The organism is Paenibacillus lacisediminis, assembly GCF_046567315.2.
In genome coordinates this window covers 106,444-124,458 of sequence record NZ_JBKIAX020000005.1, presented here as the reverse complement: position 1 = coordinate 124,458, position 18,015 = coordinate 106,444, and the positions used below count along the sequence as shown (strand labels likewise).

Here is an 18,015-nt window from a genome sequence, read left to right as displayed (position 1 = left end):
AACTTGCTTTAATTACTTCTGCCCGTAGTACGCGTTCGCCCCATGCTTGCGCAGGAAATGGCGGTCGAGCAACGTCTGGTCCATCGGCGGCGTGCCCGGATTGATTTGCAGCATAAGGGCGGCGATTTTCGCCACCTCTTCCAGCACCACTGAGTTATGCACGGCATTGTGGGCGTCCTTGCCCCACACAAACGGCGCATGCGAATGCACCAACACACCCGGCACCTGATTTGGATCGAGCCCTTTAAAACGCTCTACGATCACATTGCCGGTCTCCAGTTCGTAAGCACCATCGATCTCCGCTTTGGTCATCGGCCGCGTCACGGGAATTTCCCCGTAAAAATAATCCGCGTGCGTCGTCCCGTACGCCGGCAGCGCCCGTCCGGCCTGCGCCCAGCTTGTGCCCCAAGGCGAATGCGTGTGCACGACGCCGCCGATATCCGGGAACGAACGGTAAAGCACCATATGCGTCGGCGTATCGGAGGATGGGCGCAGATCGCCCTCCACCACGTTCCCCTCAAGGTCAACGACGACCATATGCTCCGCCTTCAATTCCTCATAAGGCACACCGCTCGGCTTAATGACAAACAAACCGCTTTCCCGGTCGATTCCGCTCACGTTCCCCCAGGTAAAAGTGACAAGCCCGTGTTTCGGCAGGTCCAGATTCGCTTCCAGCACCTGCTGTTTTAACGTTTCCAGCATCGTTCGTCCAGCTCCTTTCCGAACCCATTTCAAGTTAACCCAAAATTTCACATTCCCAAAAATACTCCCGCCGCAGGCGGAGGGATTCCCGCTCGAATTAGCGTTCAACTGCCGCGCAGGTTCCCGTTCTGGTTGCCGCACGGAATCCCGCTCTAGTTGCCGTTTAGCTTCCGCACGGAATCCCGCACGATCAGCTCCGGTTCAAACACCGTATCCTCATATCTATCGCCCTGTTCGATCATGCCGATCAGTTGCCTCGCCGCCAGCTCGCCCATGACGGTTTTCGGATGCGTCAGCGTCGTCAGCTTCGTTCCCGAAGCGGCCGCCAGGCTGGAGTCGTCGAACCCGATGACGGAAAGGTCCTCCGGAACCCGCAAACCGCAGGCTGCCGCGGCATCCATCAAGATAACCGCGAGTTCGTCGTTGTAGCAGACGAAGGCAGTCGGCCGCTGCTCGGGCGGTCCTTGCAGCAGCTCGATGGTCCGCATATACGTAAAGTCGGCCTTCTGCTCTGTCGTATAAGTCACAACGTGCTGCGGCGAGACAGAAATTCCGTATTCCCGGTGCGCCGACAAAAAGCCCTTCAATCGGTTAACGCCCTGCAGGTCGTCCCTTTTGAAAAAACCGGCGACCTGCCGATGCCCGTTCTCCAGCAAATAACGCGCCGCCTTGCGGCCCCCCGCCTCGTCGTCCACTTTTAGGCAAGGGCATTCCAGCTCGCGGTATTTTTCGTTGATCATCAAATACGGGATCCCCCTTTCCTGCAGGTCCAAAAAATACCCCAAATTCGGATTTCCCTCCGCGCTTTTCGTCGGCTCGATGATCAGGCCGCTGAGCGGCTGGCTTGTCATCAGCTGCAGGCTGTCCATTTCCTTCTCTTTCGTGTTGTCCGTGCTCGACAGCAGCAGACGGTATCCCCGGCTGCGCAGCTCCGCTTCCGCTCCCCTGACGATATGGGGAAAAATATAATCGGAAATATACGTCGTAATGATGCCGATCGTTTTGACGGCTTCGCCTTCCCGGCGCTCGGGATTACGGGCGAATGTCCCCTTGCCCTGGATCCGCTCCAGCCAGCCGTCTTTCTCCAGTTCCCCAAACGTTTGCCGCACGGTCTGGCGGCTTAAGCCAAACTGCTCGGCAATTTCGTTTTCCGATGGAAATTGGTTGCCGGGCTGCAGTTTTCCGGACTCCAGCCACGACAGCAATTCACGTTTCAACTGTAAATATTTTGGAACTCTCTTATCGTTCATTTCTCGTCCACCCTCACAATTCACCTATATAACCGCTATTGTATCACACGCCGGGTGAACGCATAGGTTAAGCAAGATACGAAACCAATGCAACTGCCGGGGCCGTCCAAGCGGCTGCGATTAGCGCGAGCAATATCCACCCGCTGGTCCGACTCGGCTGCGATTAACGCAAGCGGTATGCGGCGTCGCTCCAGCGCAGCTCGTTTTTGAAGCGCTGCACGGAGGTGTCTTTGTCGATGAACACCGCTTCGATGCCGGCCATTTCCGCCCAGTCCGCCAGATTTTCCGCCGTGATGGCATAGGACAGGACGGTATGATGCGCCCCGCCGGCCAAAATCCACGCTTCCGCCGATTCGCGCAGCGATGGCTGCGGCTTCCACAACACGCGGGCCACCGGCAGCTTCGGCATCGGCTTGTCGACCTTCACGCCGTCCACGACGTTGACGAGCAGCCGGAACCGGTGTCCCAGGTCAACCAGCGAAGCGTTCACCGCCGGTCCGTCCTGGCCGTCGAACACGATCCGCGCCGGATCGGCCTTGCCGCCGATGCCAAGCGGATGCACTTCGATCGCCGGCTTCGTTGCCGCAACCGTTGGGCATACCTCAAGCATGTGCGCGCCCAGGATCATGTTGTTGCCCGGCTCGAAATGATACGTGTAGTCCTCCATAAAGGACGTGCTTTTGTTGTTCGCCAGCACCTTCAGCACGCGCGTCAGGGCCGAGGTTTTCCAGTCGCCTTCGCCGCCGAAGCCGTAACCGGCTTCCATCAGGCGTTGCACCGCCAGGCCCGGAAGCTGCTTCAGCCCGTGCAGGTCTTCAAACGTCGTCGTAAACGCGCCAAACCCGCCGGCCTCAAGGAAGCGTTTCATGGCGATTTCCAGTTTCGCCTGATAGGCGATCGAATCGCGGACCGGTCCTTCGCTTAAGCCGGCTTGCGTGATCGTGTACGTTTCCGCGTATTCTTCCAGCAGCGCCTTCACTTCGGCATCGCTCACCTCGTTCAGCACCTGCACCAAGTCACCGATGCCGTAGCCGTTCACCGACCAGCCGAACTTGATTTGCGCTTCAACCTTGTCGCCATCGGTCACAGCCACCTCGCGCATGTTGTCGCCGAACCGGGCCACCTTCAGCTGGCGGCTTTCGGCGTAAGCCGCGGCCGTCCGCATCCAGCCGGCGATGCTGGCGCGCACCTCCGCGTCCTCCCAGTGGCCGACGACGATTTTGCGGGCAATCCCCAAGCGCGCGCCGATGTGGCCGTATTCGCGGTCGCCGTGCGCCGACTGGTTCAGGTTCATGAAGTCCATATCGATCGTTTCCCACGGAATATCGCGGTTAAATTGCGTATGGAAATGAAGCAGCGGCTTCTGCAGCTGGGACAACCCCGCGATCCACATTTTGGCCGGCGAGAACGTGTGCATCCAGGTGATGATCCCCGCGCACGACTCATCGCCGTTCGCCTCCAAAATCAATTTGTATATTTCATCAGAGCTCTTAACAATCGGTTTAAACACCACCGGAAAATCAAACACCGGATCTTTGCCAAACTGTTCGACGATGATACGGGAATGCTCGGCAACCTGCTCCAGGGTCTCCGGGCCGTACAAATGCTGGCTGCCGGTCACAAACCAAAAAGAATGCGGTTTCAATTGCATCATAATATAAAACGCCTCCCAAAAAAGTATTGTTTCTTCATCGCCAACTTGTACATACATCGGATTACAAAAAACTTATAACAAAATGTTGTACGTACAAATTTTGATACCTTTATTTTAAAGTCGTCCGTTCAAAAAGGCAATAGCGTTTTTCGCTAAAAAGCGCCGCGTATAATTAAGAAAAACGCCTAACGGCGTCCTTTAATGGCTCTGACTTCTACTTTGGACGTTACTCTAACGGACACCAGCGGCCTTATCCGCCTATTTCCCGGGGATTTCCCAGCCTAACGGACACAGGCGACCCTATTTCGCTCTAAACCCGTTCATCCAGACCGATTTGAGGTAAATAACGTCATCTGTGTCCGTTACATTTTGCATACTCCCGTTTTTTCGCAAATAACGGCTCTGGTGTCCCTTAGCCCCCTGATTCCTCTTCTCCTCCCTCGGAATTTTATACTTTCTGATATGTTAAAAAAACGGCCCCCCAAATCGGAGCCCGTTTTTTTCGGTGCGTATCCTTTATTCCAATATCCCTGAAGCCGGTGTGACCCCAAACGCTTTAGCCAAATCAAGCAACTGCGCGTCAGTGATTCTTTGCTTGATCGGATGGTGCGCGACCAGCATGTAAATCTGCGCTGCTTTCTCCACCGTCTCGATCAGCCCAAACGTTTCGTCCATCGTGCGGCCTGTGCCGAAAATCCCGTGCTGCGGCCAAATCACGACGCGATGGTCGCACATTTTGGCGGCGGTGGCCCGCCCGATGTCCGGGCTGCCCGGAACCATCCACGGCACGATGCCGACGCCGTCCGGAAAAACGACTAGGCATTCCGTGCACATTTCCCACAGCGTTTTCGTCAGCTTTTTCTCGTCCAGGTCATGAATGAACGTCATCGCCAGCGCGTTAGTGGCATGGCAGTGCATGACGATCCGATGCTCGGGATCGGCCTTCAACCGTTCGATGTGGCTCATGAAATGCGAGGCCAACTCGCTGGTCGGAACCGCGCCGTCACGCAGTCCCCACAGCACGGAGATCCGCTCCCCGTCTGCGGCAACCCGCACAACGCCCAGATTCGCTTCCGGATCGGAGATCACGTTACGGAAATATTTGCCCGACCCCGTCACGATAAAATATTTGCCCGCCAGTTCCTTCACCGGAAAAGAAAGCGGAATGCTTCTTTGGCTCTCCTCTCCTTGCCCGTTGCCAAGATACTTCAGCACCTCTGCCTCGTCCAGCAAATAACTGATGTTGCCGCCGTTGCGTTCGTCCCAGCCCAGCCGCCACATGTGATACGTGATTTCCGCCATTTCCCGGATAAAAGGAATTTCCATCTCCCGCGAAACCCGGCTCTTCTCCACTTCTGTTATCGTATTCACAGCAGGTTCCTCTCCTTCTATATATTTATATTTTGAAAAAAATCAGTAAAACGCTGGTTTACTTTACCCGCGGACCGCCAGGACGTTCTCTTCGTATTTTTTCACGTCCGCCAGCCACGCTTCTCTCACCGGAACGCCCTGCGAAGCGCAGAAATAATCCCAGATCGCCCCGTACGGATACGATTTGAATTCTTCGACCAGCGCCAACCGGGACGTGTAATCGCCCGCCAGCTCCAGCTCCTTCAACCGGTCGACCGGCTCCAGCATTGCGCGCAGCAGCGCTTTGAGCGTGTTCCGGGTGCCGATGACCCAAGCCGCGATATGGTTGATGCTGCCGTCGAAGAAATCGAGCCCGATATGCGTGCGGTCCAGCAAATTGCCGCGAACGAGTTCCCGCGCGATATCCAGCAACTCGTCGTCCATCGTGACCACATGGTCGCTGTCCCAGCGAACCGGACGGCTGACGTGCAGCAGCAATTGATCGCCGAACAGCAGCCAGGAGGACAGCTTATTCGAAATCGTTTCGGTCGGATGGAAATGGCCGGAATCGAAGCATACCGCTTTGCCTCTCGTGAGCGCGTAGCCCATATAAAATTCATGCGATCCGACCACGTAGCTTTCCGAGCCGATGCCAAACAATTTGCTTTCGACGGCGTCGATATTATATTCCTCGCTGATCTTCTCGGCGAAAACCTCGTCAAGCGCTTCCTTCAACCGTACCCGCGGCGACAGGCGGTCGACCGGCGAATCCTTGAACCCGTCGGGAATCCAAACATTCGTCACACACGGCTGGCCCAGCGCCTTGCCGAACGATTCGGCGATTTTGCGCGAAGCTTTGCAGTGGTCGATCCAAAACCGGCGGATTTCCGGGTCGGGATGGCTGAGCGTAAACCCGTCTTTCGCCTTATCATGCGAAAAACATGTCGGGTTGAAATCGAGGCCAAGCCCCTGCTCCTTCGCCCAGTCAACCCACCCGGTAAAATGCCGCGGCTCCAAGGCATCCAAATCCACGGTTTCATCCGTGTCGGCGTAAATGGCGTGCAGGTTGACCTTATGTTTTCCCGGAATTAGAGCGAACGCCTGCTCCAAGTCTTTTCGCAGCTCATCCGGCGTCCCCGCCCGGCCGGGATAGCTGCCGGTGACCGCAATGCCGCCGCTCAATTCTTTGTCTTTATTTAAAAATCCCCGAACATCGTCCCCCTGCCAGCAGTGTACGGATACTTTGATCTGGGCGAGCTGCTTAAGCGCGCCTTCAACGTCAATCCCATGCTGTTCGTACAGCTTTTTGGCTTCGTTATAGCTGTTTGCAATGCTTTGCTCCATCGTTTTCTCCTCCTCTTTTTTCATTTATGGGTGGACCGTCGGCGCCGCCAGTGCCGCAAACCGGCTGCGCGCCTCAGCGATCGTTTCGGCATCGACCGGCTGCGGGGCATAACTGCGAACCGGAAAAGAGCGCCGGATGATTTCCCTGGCCTCGCCGATATTCGAGATAACGCCGCAGCTCACCATCTGCACGGCCAGATTGCCCAAAGCGGTCGACTCCGTCGGCCCCGCTTCCACCGCGATCCCCAGCACATCCGCCGTCAATTGGCATAACAGTTCGTTATTGGCCCCGCCGCCGACGATATGCAAAGTGTTGATTTTTTCCCCGGTCAAACGTTCCAATTCTTTAATGTAAAAATCATAAGATAAGGCCAAGCTGTCAAAAATACATCTCGCCACCTCGCCCGGCGTATCCGGAACGGGTTGACCGGTTTCCGCGCAGCAGCGCCGGATTTCCTCCGTCATTTGCCGGGGGTTGAGGAAGCGGTCGTCGTTGCAGGAAATCAGCGAACGGAAAGGCGGGACTTCCTTGGCCAGCGTGACGAGCTCAGCAAAGCTGTACTGCTTCCCGTAATCCTTGCGGGCCTCCTGGATCAGCCACATGCCCATGATGTTCTTCAAAAAGCGATACGTCCCGTAAGCGCCCCATTCGTTCGTATAGTTCCGCTCCATCGCCTCCTGTGTAGCAAGCGGCGCGTCCCGCTCCACGCCGATCAGCGACCACGTTCCGCTGCTGAGATATCCCCAGGATTCTCCGCTGGCCGGTACGCCAAGCACGGCGGAAGCCGTGTCGTGCGTGGCGGCGCAAATCAGCTCGCATTCGGGAAGATCGTACGCCCGCATCAGCTCCGGCTTCAGCGGACCAAGCGGTGTTCCCGGTTCGGTCAAAGCGGGAAACTTCGCCCGCGGCAACCCGAGCAGGGCCAGCAATTCCGCATCGTAATCCCGGGTTTGCAGGTTCAGCATGGCCGTTGTCGAAGCGTTTGTCGTTTCATGAATCCGCCGCCCCGACAGCAAATAATACAAATAGTCCGGAACGAGCAGGATCTGCTCGGCGGCCGCCAGCTCGCGGCGGTCATGGGCGTACAATTGATACAGCGTATTAAAAGAAAGGTGTTGGATTCCGGTTTTGGCGTAGATCGTGGCAAACGGCATCTGCCGGTGGACCTCGTCCACCGCCTCATTCGTGCGGGGATCGCGGTAAGAGAACACGTCCCCGATCCGTTCGCCTTGGCTGTCCAGAAGCGCATAGTCCACGGCCCAGGTGTCGATGCCAAGCGTGCATTTGGCAATGCCGAGCCGTTTGGCCTCCGTCAGCCCCCGCAAAATTTCCCGGAACAAATGATCGATATCCCAATAAAAATGTCCGTTTTTCTCCGCAAAGCCGTTGTCGAACCGGTGGATTTCCCGCAGCGTCATTAAACCGCCCCGCAAGTTTCCCGCAACCAGCCTCCCGCTGGAGGCGCCGATATCGACAGCGATATGATGATTCATCCCTTCAGCGCTCCTCGCTTTGAAATGTTCAATTTCATCCTACGCCCGTTTTTCTGTGTTGTCAACAAAATAAAGATTGTATATGTTGTTTTATTTTTGTTTTTGTCTGATTTATGACATTGATAAGGTTAAGGTTTACCGCTATGATGAAATGGAAGCCTAGGCCAATTGGGGCCTTACAAAAAGAACGAATCCCGAGGTGAACGCCATGCTGGCGGCTGAACGAAAACAAAAAATCATCGACCTGCTGCATCAGGACAAACGCGTGCTGGTATCGGAATTAAGCCGGATGTTCGAGGTGACGGAAGAGACGATCCGCCGCGATCTCGAAAAGCTGGAAAAGGAGGGGATCGTCAACCGCACCTACGGCGGCGCCATGCTGGTCTTGCACACGAACGAGGATCTTCCGTATACGACCCGCAATACGCTGAACGTGGAGGTCAAGCGGCAAATCGCCCTGAAAGCGATGGACCTGATCCATGACGGCGACACGCTGATGGTTGACCCGAGCTCGACCTGTTTTGAGTTTTTGAAAACCTTGCCGCCGAAAAACAACGTCACCGTCATCACCAATTCCGTCAGCGTGCTGCAGGAATTCGCCGGCTCCGGGCTGCAGGTCATCTCGACCGGCGGTTCGCTGCGCGGCCGCTCGCTGTCGCTGGTCGGGCCAACCGCTGAACAGACGGTGCAAAAATACAACGCCGACACGGCCATCATCAGCTGCAAAGGCATGTCGCCGGAAAAAGGTGTCTCCGATTCCAATGAGCCGGAATGCGAGCTCAAGAAGCATATGCTGCGCCATGCCGGCAAAGTGATCCTGCTCGCCGACCACACCAAATTCGACAAAACCGCCTTCGTCAAGCTGGCCGATTGGGAGCAGATCGATTATTTGATCACCGATCGCCGCCCTTCCGAAACCTGGCTGAAGCTGCTGCGGGACAAAAATATCGAGGTGCTGTACTAACCGACCAGCAGGGCAAACACAACGCCGGGGCCGTGCACGCCGATCGTCAGGTCGTTTTCGATGTCCGCAGAGCGGCTTGGCCCGGAGATGAAATGGATGCCGGCCGGCAGGGCGGAGCGTCCAGCTTCGTCAAATTCGTCCAGCACCTCGCCGAGCCGTGTCTTCATCCGGTCGACAGGGATGACGGCGATCAGCGCCGTCGGCAGCAGGCTGACGGAGCGGCCTTTTTCCGGGGACGAACCCACGACCAGGGAGCCGGTGTAAGCCACGGCGTAATCGGCCATGACGATGCCAAAATCGGCCTCCGCCGCGCGGGCGATCCACGGCTCTTCGGCAGCGGTGTTCCACACCGACAGCCGGACCCCGGACGCGGCGAGGTCCGCTTCCAGCCCAAGCTCCGCCAGCGCGGGATCGTTTTGGCGCAAAATATAACGCGCCTTCAATTCCTCCGCTTTTTCGAGCATAAATGCCTTAACCGCATCCATATCCGCCAGCCGCACCACATGCCCGCCGGCGCTCGTGAAGTTTTCCGCAAACCGGTTAAGCCGCTCCTCCGGACTCCACGCAAACTCCTGCCAGTAATCCGGCGCTCCCCTCAAGGCGCGCGGCGGAGCCTCCTGCAGTCTCGGCCGCTTCAAGCGCTCCGCGATCCGGTTCATAAACTGCTCCTGTTTGGCGTGCGAATCCGCTTCCATCTCCTTAAGCCAATTCCCGTAGTTCTTATCCATCATACGTATGACCTTCTTTCTGCACAGTTGCCTGGCCGGGCGATTGCTGGCCTGAAGACTGCTGCCCGCCGGCCAGCCTTTGCTTCAGCGCGGCCTGCAGCCGCTCCTGCGCGTTCCGGCTCGCCGCCGGCTGCGCCGCTTGGGATGCCGCGTTCAGCTCCCGCTCCAGCCCGCCCCAGCGCTCGCGGAACGGCTGCCGCGCTAGGCTCGGAGCGACGCGGTAGCTGTTCCAGCCCTTCAGCGGGCCGATCCGCGAAGGGATTTCGCCGCCGCGCACGACGAGCTTTTGCGCTACGCGCCCGAGCTTCAGCGCTTGGTGAAACCGCTTGGAATTTCCCATCACGGCGGCGAAGCCTTTCATCCCGGCGTTCTCCAGCTTGTTCCCGTAGCCACGCTCGACCTTGCGTCTGCGTAAATAGACAAGCATGTCATGCAGCGGGATTTTGACCGGGCAAGCTTCGTAACAAGCTCCGCACAGGCTGGAGGCCGAAGCGATGTCGTCCCATTCGGCCACATTGCGGTTGAGCGCCGGCGTCAGCACCGCCCCGATCGGGCCGCTGTACGTCCCGCCGTAAGCGTGGCCGCCGATGTGGCGGTACACCGGACAGGCGTTCAGGCAGGCGCCGCAGCGGATGCAGTTCAGCAGCTCCTGGAACTCCGGATCGCCGAGCTGCTCGGAGCGCCCGTTGTCGAGGATGATGATGTGCATTTCCTCCGGGCCGTCGCCATCGCCGGTTCGCCGCGGTCCCGTAATGCCGGACATGTAGACGGTCAGCTTTTGCCCCGTCGCCGAACGCGGCAGCAGCGTCGCCATCACTTCGAGATCGGTCCAGGACGGGATGATCCGTTCCATGCCCATAAAGGTGATCTGCGTTTTCGGCACGGTCGACACCATCCGCGCATTGCCCTCGTTTTCGAACAGTACGATCGAGCCGGTCTCGGCGATCGCGAAGTTGCAGCCGGTCATGCCGATGTCCGCCTCCAGAAATTTGGCGCGCAGCTTCCGCCGGGCGAAACCGGCCAGCACGGCCGTATCGGGCGGCAGTTCCTCCCCCGCTTCGCGCGACAGCAGTTCGGCGATCTGGTAGCGGTTTTTATGGATCGCCGGGATAATGATATGGGACGGGGCCTCCCCGGCGAGCTGGATGATGTATTCGCCCAGGTCGGTTTCCACCGTCTCTACGCCGATATTTTCCAGCGCTTTGTTGATGTGCAGCTCCTCGCTGACCATCGACTTCGATTTGACCACGGAGCCGGCGTGCTTGTACTCGGCGATCTCCAGGGCGATGCGAACCGCCTCCTCGCCGGTCGCGGCAAAATGGATGTGCGCGCCGTTCGCCCGGGCCTGCTCGGCAAAGCGGTTCAAATAGTAGTCAAGATGTGCGATCGTATGCAGGCGGATCTGCCGCCCGCGCTCCCGCCATTCCTCCCAATGACCGTGATCTTCAGACGCTTTCTTTTTTCCGTTCCGCAGCCGTTCTGTCGTAAAACGTACCGCTTTGCGCAAAAAATCGTTGTTCAGCGCCAGCTCAGCCCGCTTTTTGACCGTGGAAGGCCGGGTTTGGGCTTGGGCTTGCGGCGCTGTCGTACTTCCCTGGTTCATGTTTCGCTCACCCCCTCGTACAGCAGTTCGGCCAGATGCATGACGCGCACCGGCTGCTTGCGGTAGCGCAAATTGCCGGCAATGTTCATCAGGCAGGCCATGTCCAGCCCGGTCAGCACCTCCGCCTCCGTCTCCAGCACGTGGTCGGCTTTTTCCGTCACCATCGCCCCGGAGATGTCGGCCATCTTCACCGCAAACGTCCCGCCGAAGCCGCAGCAATCCTCGGCGAACGGAAGCGGAACCAAGTTCAGGTCCCGGACGTTTTGCAGCAGCGCCATCGGTTCGTCCTTGATGCCCAGCAGCCGGCTGCCATGACAGGAAGGATGGTACGTGACCTTATGCGGAAACACGGCACCCAGGTCGGTAACTCCCAGCACCTGCACAAGAAACTGTGTAAACTCGTACGATTTGCTTTGCAGCTCCCGCGCCAGCTCCAGCCGGACGGAATCGTGTTCGAACAGCTTGGGATAGTGGTGGATCATCCCGATGCACGACCCCGAAGGCGCGATGACAAAGTCGCTGTCCGCAAAAGCCTCCAGCAGTGTGGCCGCCGACTTCCGCGCCTCGTCCCAGTACCCGCTGTTGAACGCCGGCTGGCCGCAGCACGTCTGCTTCGCCGGGAACTCCAGCTTGACGCCCAGCCGGGCAAGCAGCCGGGCCATCGCCTCGCCGATGCGCGGATAAACCGCGTCACTGATGCAGGTGATAAACATCGACACCTTGATGTCCGGGGCAGCGTCCGAATCTGTCTTCATCGTTGAATTTGTTGCGATCCCCCCTGTTTCCGCACGCACTCCATCGTCCGTTTGTTTGTTCATCTTAAGCACCTCCCATGCGTTTTCTCGCTGACCGGTGTTCGCGGAGCAACGGATGCTCCGGTCAATCCGGTCATCCGCTCAAACCGAGATCAACTCGATCGACCGCTTGCCCAGCTCGCCTAAAACCGCTTCATCCGGCCGGTAATCAGTAATGATCGTATGCAACCGCTCGGTCGAAGCCACATGGGCAAAAGACTGCTGCCCGAATTTGCTAGCGTCGGCCAGCAGCACAACCTCGTCCGCGATGTCGATCATTTTCCGCTTCACCATCGCCTGCAACTCGTTCGACTCGCTGATCCCGCGTCCAAGATGGAATCCTTTGCAGGATAAAAACAGCTTGTCGACGTGGTACGCGTCCAAAGAGCGCTCGGCGAGCGGCCCCACCCAGGACATCGAACGCCGCGCCAGCTGGCCGCCGGTGGAAATGACCTCGATCTGCTCCTTGTTCCCAAGCTCGGCGGCCACCTTCAGCGAATTGGTCAGCACGGTCAGCGGCATATCCGGTAAACCGGCCGCCATATACCAGGCCGTCGTGCTTGCATCAAGCAAAATCCGCTCCCGGGGCTGAATCCGCTTTACCGCTTCGCGGGCGATTCTTTTTTTCTCCTCCGCCTGCATGACCTCGCGTTCGAAGTACGGCGTTTCCGGCTGGTGGCCCTGCACGCTGACCGCGCCGCCGTGGGAGCGGAGCAGCCGCCCCGCGCTTTCCAGCCGGTCCAGGTCGCGCCGGATCGTCTCCTCGGTCACCTGGCACAGCTCGCTCAGCTCCGACACCCGTATGCTGCCGCGTTCGTTGACGAGGCGGACGATTTTTTCATATCTCTCCGCAGCTAACATCTGCATCCTCCTGCCATATCCTTTCTAGTTGAACGATTTGAAAATAACGTGAGGTGCTGCCTGAGCCCCTCCGTGAACCCCCTCATAAAAATAGGGGAATTTTATGCCCTTATTTTCCGGAATGAAGTAGCCTATCACCAATAGCGGAATTTTATGTCCTTATTTTCCCATGAACGGTGGGAGAAACGGCTATTTTCCGGCGATATAAGAAAATAGCGGTAAAAGATTCCTCTATTTTACTCAAAATGAGAAATACCGCTGAAATAACGCCGTTTTTTGTCTTTATTTTATCACCTACAGAAAGAACGTCCCCATGCTCACGTTTATTTCAGGAACAATCTACTAGTCTTCATATTAGCAAACAAATTAGCGGACAAAAGCCGCCGGCACCCCGCCGTCGATCGTCAGCATGCTGCCGGTTGTTTTGGCCGCTTTGGACGAAGCGAAAAACGCAACGCCTTCGGCGATGTCGCGCGGATAAATGTTGACGAGCAGCGTTGTCCGCTTGCGGTAATACTCCTCCAATTGATCCGGTTCGATGCCGTAAGCGGCGGCCCGCTCATTGCGCCAACCCGAGTTCCAGATCGCCGAGCCCTGTAAAATCGCATCCGGCAAAATCGTGTTAACGCGAATGCCGAGCTCCCCGCCCTCGGCCGCGATGCAGCGGGCCAAATGAGCTTCCAGCGCTTTGGCGGAGCTGTAGGCGGTGACGTTTTTCCCCGCATACACCGAGTTTTTTGAGCCGATGAACACCATGCTGCCGCCGGTATTTTGCTCCTTCATCAGCTTGAACGCTTCGCGCGCCACGAGAAAATACCCCGTGCCAAGCACGGAAATATTCAAATTCCATTCCTTCAGCGACGTCTCCGTAAACGGGCTGGAGGTGGCGAGTCCGGCGTTGTTGACGATGATGTCGACGCCCCCGTAGGCAAGCGCCGCTTCGGCATAAGCCGCCGCCACCTGCTCTTCCTGGGTCACGTCCATTTTGACCGCCAGCGCCCGGTTTTCCCCGTATTTGGCGTTGATTTCGGCGGCTACTTTTTGCGCGCCTTCCAGGTTGAGGTCCGCGAGCACAGCATGAGCGCCTTCTTCTACCAAACGGCGTGCCGTTTCGCTGCCGATGCCGCCGGCCCCTCCGGTAATAAAAGCGACCTTGCGGGAGAATTCCGCTTCTGCGGGCGCAAGCGACAATTTGTACAGTTCCAGCGGCCAGTACTCCACGTTATAAGATTCGTTTTCGCTAAGCGACACGAATCGGCCGAGCGCGGTCGCCCCTTTCATCACCGCGATCGCCCGGTGGTACAAAGCGCCGCTCAGCTTGGAGTTGGTCCAGCTTTTGCCGGTGTTCAGCATCCCAAGGCCGGGGATCAGGATCACGCGGGGAGCCGCGTCGAACATCACGTCATCCGCCTGCTTGTTGCGGTCGAAATAAGCCTGATACTGCTGTTTATAGGCGGCGATACCGGCCTTTAATTTGTTCTTTAGCCCGTCGATGTCGTCCTCGTCCGGCGTCCAGTCGACGAACAAGGGCACCATCTTGGTGTGCACCAGGTGATCCGGGCAGGCGGCGCCGATTTGCGACAGCTGCGCGGTCTCACGGCTGCCGGCGAATTCCAGCACGTCTGCTTCGTCGTCAAACGTGACAATCACCGGCTTGTCGCCGCTCGCCAGCCCTCTAACCAGCGGCATAACCGCCGCCGCGATCTGTTTGCGCTGCTCCGCCGGAAGCGGCTTGGCCTTAGCCCCACCGAACACGCGGCCTTCCGCGGCTTGCTTCTGGATCTTCGCTTCGATGTAACGCTCCGCTTCATTGATGATCGCGATCGTTTTGGCGTAGCAGGCTTCCGGCGTATCGCCCCAGGTCACAAGCCCGTGTTTCTCCATCAGCACCAGCTCCGCTTCGGGATTGGCCAGCACGCCTTCGGCGATCATCTTGGACAATGTGAAGCCCGGCCGGATATAAGGAACCCAGACGAAACGGTCGCCGTAAATTTCCCGGGCAATCTCTTTGCCGTTATGGGCGCAGCATAAGCTGATGATCGCGTCCGGGTGGGTGTGGTCCACATGCTTAAACGGCAAAAATGCGTGCAGCAGCGTCTCGATCGACGCGCGCGGATGTTTGGCATCGATCATGCAGTTCGCCAGGTAAGCGACCATCTCCTCATCGGACATCTCCTCCCACTCGAACAGCGGCCGGATATCGTCCATACGCAGGCCGGTGAAATTCCCCGCCTTCATCGTCGCCAGATCGGAGCCGCTGCCTTTCACCCACATCACTTCGACATCACGCCCGCGAAAATCTTGTTCGATTGTTTTGCTCGACGTGTTGCCTCCGCCCCAGTTGCATACCCGGCGGTCCGCGCCCAACAGGTTGGAACGGTACACCAGCTCATCGAGTCCGGGAGTTAATGCTGCTGCTTTGGATGAATCCCATAAGTTCTGAACCATGTTTTTTCTTTACCTCCATTTTTGAATATTTATTTTTTTCTTTATTTTTGTTTGTTTTAATTTTAAATCATTTGTTTCGTTTTGGATATAGCGCTTTCAAAAAAAATAAAAAAATCCTCCGTTCCCTTCACGGAAGATTTTCGAATCGGCCTGCCGATAACCGTAACAAAGTTCAGTTGCCCTACCGCCTGATTGGAAAAAATCCAATAGATTTCGCTCAAAGCGCCCGTTTTTCACCGTGCCAAGCCAATTTCTATCACTGGCGTTGCATTAACGCTTACACAAAATCTCTGGTACACCTTGCGCGCTATTCCATTTGAGATCACGCCAGAAATCTAACGGTTGTATCAGTCACTATTTTGCAAAAAAAGGCCCTTTCTAAATTTTAACGGTTGTGAGCGCTGTTATCTGATCAAATCCGAGCCCAAATAATCGGGTTTTAGCTAAATAAGCGCTATGGCTACCGTTAGAATTTGAAAACAGCGATATTGGAGCAAATAGCGGCTGTGGCAACCGTTAGAATGTGGTGGCGAGAAAATGTATCTTGTCGGATTTAATGCAACGCTAGTGCGATTCTATTGGAAACATCCAATATAGCCGTTGTATTTGCCGGTATTTTTTCAATTCTATTGGATATTTCCAATCAGAACGTTGCGTTGCACCCAGACCGCAGGAATCAGCTATCTGGCTAGAGCAGCCTCTAAGGCACTAAGGCGCTTGAATGACGACACCCTTCTTTAATATCACGTTGGCATACAGCGCTTTTTCCCCGGTGGATACGATGGCATAGGCCTGTTTGGCCCTTTCGTAAAAAGCGAAACGCTCGACCTCCTCAAAAGGGTCATTGTCGTCCAGCGGATGGTACCGGCTTACGATTTCCCGGTATTTGTCGCGGATCGGCGTTTCCACCGCTTCCCCCGGCGTCACCGCCATCAAGGACACGGGCCGGTCGACGTACACATCGAGGGGAAACAGCGGCAGGATTGCCTCCAGCAGTTCGGGGACTCCGTGCCCGTCGCAGCGGACCAAACGCTGGCCATGGCTGGCCGCCGGAAAATTGCCGTCGGCGATGACGATTTCGTCCGAATGCCCCATCTCCATCAAAATTTTGATCAAATCCGGCGTGATCAAGCCGGAAATTCCTTTTAACATACACCGGCCTCCCAAATTTTTTATAGTAAGTAAACGAACCGCCAACCTAGCTGCCGGAACGGGAACGCCCGTCGATCAGGGAAGCGGCAAGCAGCAGATATCGCTCATAGGCTGCCGTCCATTCCGACTGGCGCTCCAGGCCGCCCGGCTCAAAAGTTTGCAGCGGGAACGACGACTTCACCAGTTCCAGCCCTTCCCGCATATCCTTGATCCGGCCGGAGGCTCTGAATTGTACGAGCAGATTGCCGATCGCGCTGGCCTCCACCGGTCCGGCCCAGACCGGGCGTCCGATGGCATCGGCCGTAAAGCGGCACAGCAGCTCGTTCTGAACGCCGCCGCCCACCATGTGCAGGCCGGCAAAACGCGAGCCGGTCAACGTCTCGGCCTGCTCCAACACCTGCCGGTAGCGCAGCGCCAGGCTTTCCAGGATGCAGCGAACCGTGCTGCCGGCCGAATCCGGCTGCGGCTGGCCGGTCTCCCGGCAGAAGCTGCGAATTTCCCCCGGCATATCCGCAGGATTCATAAAACGCAGATCATCCGGATCGATCAAGGAACGCAGCGGCTCGGCCTCCTCCGCCAGAGTGACGAGCTTGGCAAACGTGAAGCTATCGCCTCCCTGCTCCCATTTGCGCTTGCATTCCTGCAAAATCCACAGCCCCATGATGTTTTCAGCAGATGGAAGCTTCCGTCCACTGGCGCTGTCCCTGGAACCCGGAGACGATCGCATGATGGCCTTGCGCTTCCTCCTCGAAGCCCAGTTCAGCCAAGCGCGGATTGCCGATCATCAGATCGCGCGCGATCAGCGTCATTTTTACGACCGTTTCCCATTCCCGATCCTTGCGCTCCCGGGACGTTTGCAGATGCGCCGGGTTGTTGTCCGGCCCTTCCTGGCAGTTCTTTTTCACCCAGTCCAGCGCCCGCTTGTATTCCTCGGGGTCATAAATCTCCTCTGCGATCCGGCGCGTAAATTCGCTCATGTCAACGTATTCGTTCCGCATGCCCATATATTCCTGAAAAAAAGCGTCGTTCACCATCGACCCGGCGATCCCCATCGACACCGATCCCATCGACAAATAGGCCTGGCCCTGCATTATCGCCGCCGCCAGCCCGCTGCGGGCAAAACGCAGCAGCTTCTCCTGCACGTCGGCCGGAATCCGGTCGTCGCCTTCGTCCTGCACGTCTTCCCCGTAAATGCCGAACGCCGGCAGCCCTTTTTGCGCGTGCGCGGACAAGACCGCCGCCAAATAGACCGCCCCCGGCCGCCCGGTGCCGTTAAAACCCCACACCGCCTTCGGAATCATCGGGGCGGTATCCATCGTTTCCGTGCTGTAACACCAGCAAGGCGTCACCGTGATCGACAGGCCAACTTCGGCTTGCTTGAATTTTTTCGCCGCGGCCGCCGCTTCCGCTACCCCGCCGATGCAGGTATCGGCAATGACGCATTCCACCGGCTGCCCGTTCGGATACCGCAGCTCGGTGCTGAGCAGGCGGGCAACCGCCTTGGCCAGGTTCATCGTCTGTTCCTCAAGCGATTCCCGAACCCCCCGCCGTCTGCCGTCAATCGTCGGGCGAATGCCGATTTTCGGAAATCCGTTTTTCCATCTGTAATCGTTTTCAACCATACCCGCCCTGCCTCCTTAACCTTGGAATATGGTCCCATTTTAAAATGAA

At 57.3% G+C, this 18,015-nt stretch carries 14 protein-coding genes and 1 pseudogene; 1 reads left to right on the top strand and 14 read right to left on the bottom strand.

Going from position 1 to position 18,015, the window contains the following annotated elements:
* Window positions 1-12: 12 nt before the first annotated feature.
* The 6 genes from araD to rhaB form a co-directional block, all read right to left on the bottom strand.
* The gene (gene araD / locus ACLD72_RS11775) at window positions 13-702 is read right to left on the bottom strand and encodes an L-ribulose-5-phosphate 4-epimerase (RefSeq protein ID WP_410999569.1); all 690 of its coding nucleotides are present in this window, start codon (window positions 700-702) and stop codon (window positions 13-15) included.
* 152 nt (window positions 703-854) lie between these two features.
* A complete protein-coding gene (locus ACLD72_RS11770; RefSeq protein ID WP_410999567.1) occupies window positions 855-1,952 on the bottom strand; it encodes a GntR family transcriptional regulator in 1,098 nt (365 codons plus the stop codon).
* A gap of 163 nt (window positions 1,953-2,115) precedes the next feature.
* On the bottom strand, window positions 2,116-3,606 hold the full coding sequence (gene araA / locus ACLD72_RS11765; protein WP_410999565.1) for an L-arabinose isomerase: 1,491 nt from the start codon (window positions 3,604-3,606) through the stop codon (window positions 2,116-2,118).
* A gap of 516 nt (window positions 3,607-4,122) precedes the next feature.
* Window positions 4,123-4,977: a rhamnulose-1-phosphate aldolase gene (rhaD, locus tag ACLD72_RS11760; RefSeq protein WP_410999563.1), complete on the bottom strand. Its 855-nt coding sequence runs from the start codon at window positions 4,975-4,977 to the stop codon at window positions 4,123-4,125.
* Window positions 4,978-5,040: 63 nt separating this feature from the next.
* Window positions 5,041-6,300 carry an L-rhamnose isomerase gene (rhaA, locus tag ACLD72_RS11755; RefSeq protein WP_410999561.1) on the bottom strand — a complete coding sequence of 420 codons (1,260 nt, stop codon included), beginning with the start codon at window positions 6,298-6,300 and terminating at the stop codon, window positions 5,041-5,043.
* A 24-nt stretch (window positions 6,301-6,324) separates the two neighbouring features.
* Window positions 6,325-7,794: a rhamnulokinase gene (gene rhaB / locus ACLD72_RS11750; protein WP_410999559.1), complete on the bottom strand. Its 1,470-nt coding sequence runs from the start codon at window positions 7,792-7,794 to the stop codon at window positions 6,325-6,327.
* A 208-nt stretch (window positions 7,795-8,002) separates the two neighbouring features.
* Here rhaB and ACLD72_RS11745 point away from each other — a divergent pair, with 208 nt between their 5' ends.
* Window positions 8,003-8,758, top strand: a complete 756-nt coding sequence (locus ACLD72_RS11745; protein WP_410999557.1) for a DeoR/GlpR family DNA-binding transcription regulator — start codon at window positions 8,003-8,005, stop codon at window positions 8,756-8,758.
* Here the strand turns inward: ACLD72_RS11745 and ACLD72_RS11740 are convergent.
* The 8 genes and pseudogenes from ACLD72_RS11740 to fucI form a co-directional block, all read right to left on the bottom strand.
* Window positions 8,755-9,486 (bottom strand): LutC/YkgG family protein, encoded by a 732-nt coding sequence (locus tag ACLD72_RS11740; RefSeq protein WP_410999795.1) that lies wholly within the window; start codon window positions 9,484-9,486, stop codon window positions 8,755-8,757. The two genes, ACLD72_RS11745 and ACLD72_RS11740, sit on opposite strands and share 4 nt — an antisense overlap.
* Window positions 9,479-11,089, bottom strand: a complete 1,611-nt coding sequence (locus ACLD72_RS11735; RefSeq protein WP_410999555.1) for a LutB/LldF family L-lactate oxidation iron-sulfur protein — start codon at window positions 11,087-11,089, stop codon at window positions 9,479-9,481. The genes ACLD72_RS11740 and ACLD72_RS11735 overlap by 8 nt, the downstream gene beginning before the upstream one ends.
* Window positions 11,086-11,814, bottom strand: a complete 729-nt coding sequence (locus ACLD72_RS11730; protein ID WP_410999793.1) for a (Fe-S)-binding protein — start codon at window positions 11,812-11,814, stop codon at window positions 11,086-11,088. Before ACLD72_RS11730 ends, ACLD72_RS11735 begins: the two co-directional genes overlap by 4 nt.
* 171 nt (window positions 11,815-11,985) lie before the next feature.
* On the bottom strand, window positions 11,986-12,744 hold the full coding sequence (locus tag ACLD72_RS11725; protein ID WP_410999553.1) for a DeoR/GlpR family DNA-binding transcription regulator: 759 nt from the start codon (window positions 12,742-12,744) through the stop codon (window positions 11,986-11,988).
* A gap of 366 nt (window positions 12,745-13,110) precedes the next feature.
* The gene (locus tag ACLD72_RS11720) at window positions 13,111-15,192 is read right to left on the bottom strand and encodes a bifunctional aldolase/short-chain dehydrogenase (RefSeq protein ID WP_410999551.1); all 2,082 of its coding nucleotides are present in this window, start codon (window positions 15,190-15,192) and stop codon (window positions 13,111-13,113) included.
* Window positions 15,193-15,900: 708 nt separating this feature from the next.
* Entirely contained in the window at window positions 15,901-16,344 is a 444-nt protein-coding gene (gene fucU / locus ACLD72_RS11715; RefSeq protein WP_410999791.1) for an L-fucose mutarotase, read from the bottom strand.
* 46 nt (window positions 16,345-16,390) lie between these two features.
* Window positions 16,391-17,005 carry an FGGY-family carbohydrate kinase gene (locus tag ACLD72_RS11710; RefSeq protein ID WP_410999549.1) on the bottom strand — a complete coding sequence of 205 codons (615 nt, stop codon included), beginning with the start codon at window positions 17,003-17,005 and terminating at the stop codon, window positions 16,391-16,393.
* A gap of 22 nt (window positions 17,006-17,027) precedes the next feature.
* Window positions 17,028-17,966, bottom strand: a pseudogene (gene fucI, locus ACLD72_RS11705) (L-fucose isomerase); the annotation flags it as partial.
* Window positions 17,967-18,015: the final 49 nt, after the last annotated feature.